Source organism: Streptomyces sp. NPDC028314 (genome assembly GCF_055565795.1).
On the sequence record NZ_JBVHTP010000027.1, the window covers coordinates 46,162 to 52,832 of the forward strand.

Genomic DNA, 6,671 nt, shown 5'->3' on the forward strand with positions numbered 1-6,671 from the left:
CCCTAGCCCTTGGCGCGCTCGGCCAGCGCCATCAGGATCTTGACGGTCGGCGCGCCGACCTGACGGATGCCGGTGAGCCCCGGGTTGAGGTAGGCGGCGTGCGGGGCCGTGGCGGCGGTGAACTCGGCCACCCCCTCCTGCGGCCGGAACCCGTGGCGGACGGCCAGCTCGCGCAGCTTCGGGTCGGTGGCGAGCAGGGCGCCGAGGTCCTCGGCGTTGCCGCTGATCGGCACGAAGGTGTGCGGGGAGTTCACGGTCGTGTCCGGGTAGAGCACCACCATCTCTCCCGCGTCCTGCTTCTGCAGGAGCAGAGAGGCGACCTGGGACTCGTACACCAGGATCAGGGGCTCGCCGCTGCCGCTGATGAAGGCCCGGAACGGGTCGTCGGTGCTCGGCTCCAGCGCCCCCTGCACGGAGATCAGCTTGCGCATCAGGGGCGCGGTCCGCTCGATACCGGCGTCGTCGGCGACGACGCTGAGGTTGTTGGCGACGTTCGAGGTCGCGGCGAGGAAGAGCGCGCCGGAGTTGGAGGTGCCGGGGTCGGTGGTCTTGATGAACACCGTGCCGGTCAGCTCCGGATAGGGCGCGCTGCCCTGCAACTGCTGCCAGGTGCGGTCCTCCGCCGCGGCCTTCAGGTACGGGCCCATGAGCAGGGTGCCGGAGTTCTTGCCGGTCGTCTTCGCGAGGCCGTTGTCCGCCAGCACCTTGGCCGCGTTGGGCCGCGCGATGACGACGAGCGGCGAGAAGAACGGCTTGGTGGTCTGGGCGCCCTTCAGCCCGGCCGAGGCCTCGATCTCCTTGGCGGGTTCACTGCTGCTGGGGAAGGCGAAGTCGTACTCCTTGAGGGCGAGTTGGTTCATCGCCCAGGAGCCCGAGGTCTCCGTCTTCACGGTGTAGCCCTTGCCGGCAAGGGCCTTGATCACGTCAGGGTCGCGGAAGAAGTCGGACTTCTCCGAGCCGATGACGCCACGCACGGTCTTCGTTGCCGTGGTTCCCGGTGTCCGGCCCCCCGCGATGACGGCGATCACGCCGCCGAGAAGGAGGACCGCCAGGGCGATTCCCAAGATGCGTCTCACGGGTGCAGCGTGCTCGCGGAAACCCACATTCCGGACCGGGTTGAATGAACGTCGGGTGTCCAGGCGGTCCCACTTCGAAATGCTGTGTGGGCCCGTGGGTGCTGGTGGGCGGGGCGGGGCCCCGGGAGGATCGTGCCATGGGCGTGAGCGCGTTGAAGTGGCAGGGCTGGCTGGTCGGCCTGGTGGTGCTGGCCGGCCTGCTGGTGTTCGCGCCGCTGGGCCTGTACGTGTGGGCCAGCGGCGAGGGCCCGGGCGGGGGCCCGGGCGCGGGACCGGGCGGGGCGGCGGCCCGGGGGCCGGCTGTCGAGGACGTACGGGTCACCGCGTGCCGGGTCGACGCCGCGAGCCGGCGGGTGGTGGCCTCGGTGGAGGCGACGGGGCGGGGCGGGGCCGGCGGGGCTGACGGCGACGGGGTGGCGGCGGCCGGAGCGTACGTCGTCACCGTGGAGTTCCGCGACAGCGCGGAGCCGGAGCCGGGCGGGCGTGCGGCGCAGGCGCTGGTGAAGATCCCCGGCGTGGCGCCCGGAGCGACGGAGCGGGGCGAGGCGCTCGGACCGGTGTGGCCCGCCGGGAAGGTGCCGTGGTGCGGGGTGGCCGGGGCGGAGTTCAGCCCGGCGCCCTGACCCGGGGGTACATGGCGCCCGATCCGGAGCCTCCGCGGCCCCGGACCGGGGCCGTCAGTGGGCGCCGGCCAGGTCCGCGCCGGAGGCGCGGAGGGCGGCGGCGTGCGCGTCCATGCGCTCGGCGGCGAGGATCGCGACGGTGGTGTCGGCGCGGGACGCGGCGACGAGCAGTGCGCGGGCGGCGAGGTCGTGTGCCCGGCGGTGCAGGGCGACGGTCTCGTCCGCCGACGGGTGGGTCGTCGTCGCCTGGGCCAGCCGGGCGGGCCGGGACTCGCGCAGCCGCGCGACCTGATCGGCGATCCGGGTGGCGGCCTCGTCGAGCCCGAGCTCGTCGGTGACGGCGAGCAGGGCCGCGAGGTGCCCGGCGAGCTGGATGTCCAGCGCTTCGCCGCGGCTGCGGTGCGGGTAGTCGGTACGGCTGCCGCCCATGCGGTGGACGACCGACTGCGTACGGATCGGCTCGTACATGAGGAGGCCTCCTGCGTGGTCAGGAGACCATCCTACATTGGATCCGTTCTAAAGTTGTGCTGGATCTGGTCGCTCTCCAGTCGGCCTGTGGCGGGTGGTGAGGCAGTGCCGTTGGCGCCGTGGCGCCAACGCGTGCCGTGGCGCCAACGCGTGCCGTGGCGCCAACGGGTGCCGTGGCACCAACGGCAGCCGCGGGGACCTACAGCTGGCTGTAACCGTCCAGGAAGTTGCCGATCCGCGTCACCGCGTCCGCCAGGTCCTTGGCGTTCGGCAGCGTCACGATGCGGAAGTGATCGGGGTCGGGCCAGTTGAAGCCCGTACCGTGCACGACCATGATCTTCTCGGAGCGCAGCAGGTCGAGGACCATCTGCCGGTCGTCCTTGATCTTGTAGACCGAGGGGTCGAGCTTCGGGAACAGGTACAGCGCACCCTTGGGCTTCACGCAGGTGATGCCGGGGATCTGGGTCAGTAGGTCGTACGCCGTGTCGCGCTGCTCCAGCAGCCGGCCGCCCGGGAGCACCAGGTCGTTGATCGACTGCCGGCCGCCGAGGGCGGTCGCGACGGCGTGCTGGGAGGGCATGTTGGCGCACAGCCGCATGTTGGCCAGGATCGTCAGGCCCTCGATGTACGACGAGGCGTGCTTCTTGGGCCCGCAGACCGCCATCCAGCCGGCCCGGTAGCCGGCGACGCGGTAGTTCTTGGAGAGCCCGTTGAAGGTCAGGGTCAGCAGGTCCGGCGCGATCGCGGCCGTGTTCGTGTGGGTGGCCCCGTCGAACAGGATCCGGTCGTAGATCTCGTCCGAGCAGACGACCAGGTTGTGGCGGCGCGCGATGTCCGTGAGCCCGCGCAGCATCTCGTCGTCGTAGACGGCGCCGGTCGGGTTGTTCGGGTTGATGATCACGAGCGCGCGGGTGCGGTCGGTGATCTTCCGCTCGATGTCGGCGAGGTCCGGCATCCAGTCGGCCTGCTCGTCGCAGCGGTAGTGCACGGCCGTACCGCCGGCCAGGCTGACGGAGGCGGTCCACAGCGGGTAGTCCGGCGCGGGAACGAGCACCTCGTCGCCGTCGTCGAGCAGTGCCTGCATCGACATCTGGATCAGCTCGGAGACGCCGTTGCCGAGGTAGATGTCCTCGACGTCCAGCTCGATGCCCTTGGTCTGGTAGTGCTGCATGACCGCGCGCCGCGCGGAGAGCAGCCCCTTCGCGTCCCCGTAGCCGTGGGCGTTGCCCAGGTTGCGGAGCATGTCCTCAAGGATCTCCGGCGGGCACTCGAAGCCGAAGGCCGCGGGGTTGCCGGTGTTGAGCTTGAGGATGCGATGACCTGCTGCTTCGAGCCGCATCGCCTCTTCGAGTACGGGGCCGCGGATCTCGTAGCAGACATTGGCGAGTTTCGTTGACTGGATCACCTGCATGACGGGAGCTTACGGGTCCGGATGGCGGACCGCTCCGATATTCGGGCGGAGGGTGGGGGGAGGATTTGCCCCGTTTCGCGCGATGGGTGGGGTGGCGGCGCGGTCCCTCCTTGGAAACGGGGGCGCGGTGGCCGTTCCGCCTTGCGGAATGGGTGCGGGCGGGGGAAGGCGAAGGAATGTGTTGCGCTCATCACCTTGGGGGTGGGGTGGGCTGGTGCGGGTGGTGAGTGGTGGGGGTGGCTGGCTGGGCGGGTCGGCCGGGGGAGCTGGCTGGACGGGCGGGCCGGGCCTGCGGGGCGGCAGCGAGCGCGGTCCTGCTGATCGGCCCGCCGAGGCTGTTCGTACGCCGGGTGGCGAGGCCCGGGTGCGTCCCGGTCCGGGGCGGGGCGATGATCGCCCTGGCCTCCCCCAGCCGGCCGCCGCGGTGGCCCCGTCCCGGGCGGCCTCACCGCTGTGGGCGGCGCTGCCGGTGGCGCTTCTGGCGACGGCCCGCCCGATGACGGAGCGGGGGCGGTGGGGGCGGCTGTTGCGGGGGTGTTGGTGGGGCCCGGCGTCGGGGGTGTTGGCGGGATCCGAGTGCCCGGTGTCGGGGAGGGTCTGGGGGCGTCCCGTCAGTCCACTGTCCTTCCGGTTCGGTCCGGTCCCTCAAGGGCGCTCGCTGCGCTCGCGTCGCTTCGCGATGGCCTTCGGCCACCCTTGACCGACCGGCCCGCCCCGGAATGCCATAAGACTGCCGGGAAGCCCCCAGAGGAATGGCCGGGAGGTTCATGTCCGGTCCCAGCTCCCTCAGCGATGCGCGGGCAGATTCCCTGTTCCCCGCAGCCAGCCGCCCGGCACCTTCGCAGCCACGGCCCCATCACGGCCCACGCCCCAGATCGCTACGCGCTTCTCATCTCTCAGCGTCTGCGGCCTGTCTGTGCCTGGACATAAGCCGCCAGCGGTCTGTCCGTCCTTCTCCTCATCTGGCGTCGATCAGCCCGTCATGGGTTGGACATAGGCCGCGAGAGGCGGGCGAGGGTCCGTCTTGGTCCAGCGTCTGCGGTCCGTCTGTGCTTGGACATAAGCCGCCCCCGGCCTGTGGGTGCTTCTCCTCATCTGGCGTCGATCAGCCCGGCATGGGCTGGACATAAGCCGCGAGAGACGGGCAGGCGCTCGTCTTGGTCCAGCGTCTGCGGCCCGTCTGTGCTTGGACATAAGCCGCCCCCGGCCTGTCCGTTCTTCTCCTCATCTGGCGTCGATCAGCTCGCCATGGGCTGGACATAAGCCGCAAGAAAGGGGCAGGGGCTCGTCTTGGTTCAGCGTCTGCGGGTCGTGTGTGTCTGGACGTCATCGACGACAGGCCGGCAGATGGCTCTGGGCATTAGCGGCCCTCAAGCTGCCTTGGGTAGGGCCTTTGGGCGGCCGTGAGGGTCGGATATTGCTCTTTGCCTGCGTCTTGCGGCCGTTTTCTGGCCGGGGAGGGCTGCGGATGGGGATTGGCGGGCGGTCTGTCGGAGTCTGCGGGTGATGGATTCATCATTTGGCTCCTCTTACGCCCGCAGACGCCCAGATCGCTACCCGACAAGCGCTCCTGGGCGGTCTGTGTGCATCGAATGCCGCCCAGCTCGCCACCAGATCACCTCAAAGCCCCAGACGTCATCGCCCACACCCCAAACAAGCCGCAGACGCCCTCCTCGGCAAGCGCACAGCGATCGATGGCGGCCTATGCGCAGCTCACAACGATCCGATCGACGCTAGATGACGAGAAACGACTGACAGTCCGGGGGCGGCTTATGTCCAGGCACAGACAGGCCGCAGACGCTGAGGGATGAGAAGCGCGTAGCGATCTGAGGCGGCCTATGTCCAGCCCAAGACGGGGCGCGGACGCTAAGCCGAGAGGAGCGCGTAGCGATCTGATGCGCGGGGCTGCCGCCCCGGCCGGAATGGAACCCGGGGCATGTCCGGGGAGACGGGGGGCTGCCCGGACATCGCTGATGTGCCCGTTTCTGGAATGTGTACCTCCCGGCCATTCCTCTGGGGGCTTCCCGGCAGTCTTATGGCATTCCGGGGCGGGCCGGTCGGTCAAGGGTGGCCGAAGGCCATCGCGAAGCGACGCGAGCGCAGCGAGCGCCCTTGAGGGACCGGACCGAACCGGAAGGACAGTGGACTGACGGGACGCCCCCAGACCCTCCCCGACACCGCGGACTTGGATCCCGGCAACACCCCCGCCGCCGCCTGGCTTTCCGTCCGGTGGGGAGACCCGCCCAGTAGCGCCACCGACCCGGCCTACCGTCGCCCCGCCTCGGGACCCGCCCCCCCGCCGCCGCACGGAAATCGCAGGGCGAACATCCCGGCCCGGGGAGAGGATGGGCCGGTGAAACCACTCAGGATCATCGCGGGTGACGCGACCAGCCCGCAGGCCAAGGGGCCGAAGATCATCGCGCATGTCTGCAATGACCTCGGCGGGTGGGGCAAGGGCTTCGTGCTGGCGGTCTCGAAGCGGTGGCCCGAGCCCGAGGCGGACTTCCGCGCCTGGCATCGCGGGCGCAGCAGCAACGACTTCGGGCTCGGCGCCGTGCGGCTGGTGCGGGTGCGGCCCGACGTGTGGGTGGCCAACATGGTCGGCCAGCGCGGGATGCGCACGGGCAGCGGTGGCCCGCCGGTCCGCTACGAGGCCGTCGAGCGCTGTCTGGCCTCGTTGGCGGACCACGCCGTCGAGCTGGGCGCCTCCGTGCACATGCCGCGCATCGGCTGCGGGCTGGCGGGCGGCAAGTGGTCGCGCGTCGAGCCGCTGGTCACCGATGCGCTGTGTGCGCGGGACGTCGACGTGACCGTCTACGACTTCGGGTAGCGGCGATCGGTCGCGCGGTCCTCACGCGGTCACGCGGTCACGCGGCCCTCGGTCACGCGGTCACGCGGTCACGCGGGGGCGGGGGGGGGGGGGGCCGCCTCCCCCCCCCCCCCCCCCCCCCCCCCCCCCCCCGCCCCCCCCCCCCCACCCCCCCCCCCCCGCCCCCGCCACCGACCCAGGTGGTCGGATATCTGTCCCTCACGGTGGGGGTTGGGCTTCGTGGGCGGGGGCGGTGTCGGGGTGGGGTGTTGTCCGGGGCTAAA

5 protein-coding genes are annotated in these 6,671 nt (G+C 71.1%); 2 read left to right on the top strand and 3 right to left on the bottom strand.

From position 1 onward, the window contains the following. Positions 1 to 2: 2 nt before the first annotated feature. Positions 3 to 1,076 carry a hypothetical protein gene (locus ACZ4TG_RS37850; RefSeq protein WP_468172897.1) on the bottom strand — a complete coding sequence of 358 codons (1,074 nt, stop codon included), beginning with the start codon at positions 1,074 to 1,076 and terminating at the stop codon, positions 3 to 5. A gap of 143 nt (positions 1,077 to 1,219) precedes the next feature. On the opposite strand from ACZ4TG_RS37850, the gene ACZ4TG_RS37855 reads away from it, so the two are divergent. Beyond that, entirely contained in the window at positions 1,220 to 1,699 is a 480-nt protein-coding gene (locus ACZ4TG_RS37855; protein ID WP_468172900.1) for a hypothetical protein, read from the top strand. Between the two features lie 54 nt (positions 1,700 to 1,753). Here the strand turns inward: ACZ4TG_RS37855 and ACZ4TG_RS37860 are convergent, their stop codons facing one another. Together ACZ4TG_RS37860 and ACZ4TG_RS37865 are read right to left on the bottom strand one after the other, a co-directional pair. Then, positions 1,754 to 2,167: an SCO4983 family protein gene (locus tag ACZ4TG_RS37860; protein WP_468172903.1), complete on the bottom strand. Its 414-nt coding sequence runs from the start codon at positions 2,165 to 2,167 to the stop codon at positions 1,754 to 1,756. Positions 2,168 to 2,366: 199 nt separating this feature from the next. Beyond that, positions 2,367 to 3,578 carry a pyridoxal phosphate-dependent aminotransferase gene (locus ACZ4TG_RS37865; protein ID WP_468172906.1) on the bottom strand — a complete coding sequence of 404 codons (1,212 nt, stop codon included), beginning with the start codon at positions 3,576 to 3,578 and terminating at the stop codon, positions 2,367 to 2,369. Positions 3,579 to 5,931: 2,353 nt separating this feature from the next. Between ACZ4TG_RS37865 and ACZ4TG_RS37870 the strand changes: the two genes are divergently transcribed. Then, positions 5,932 to 6,408 (top strand): macro domain-containing protein, encoded by a 477-nt coding sequence (locus ACZ4TG_RS37870; RefSeq protein WP_468172908.1) that lies wholly within the window; start codon positions 5,932 to 5,934, stop codon positions 6,406 to 6,408. The last annotated feature ends 263 nt before the right edge of the window (positions 6,409 to 6,671 follow it).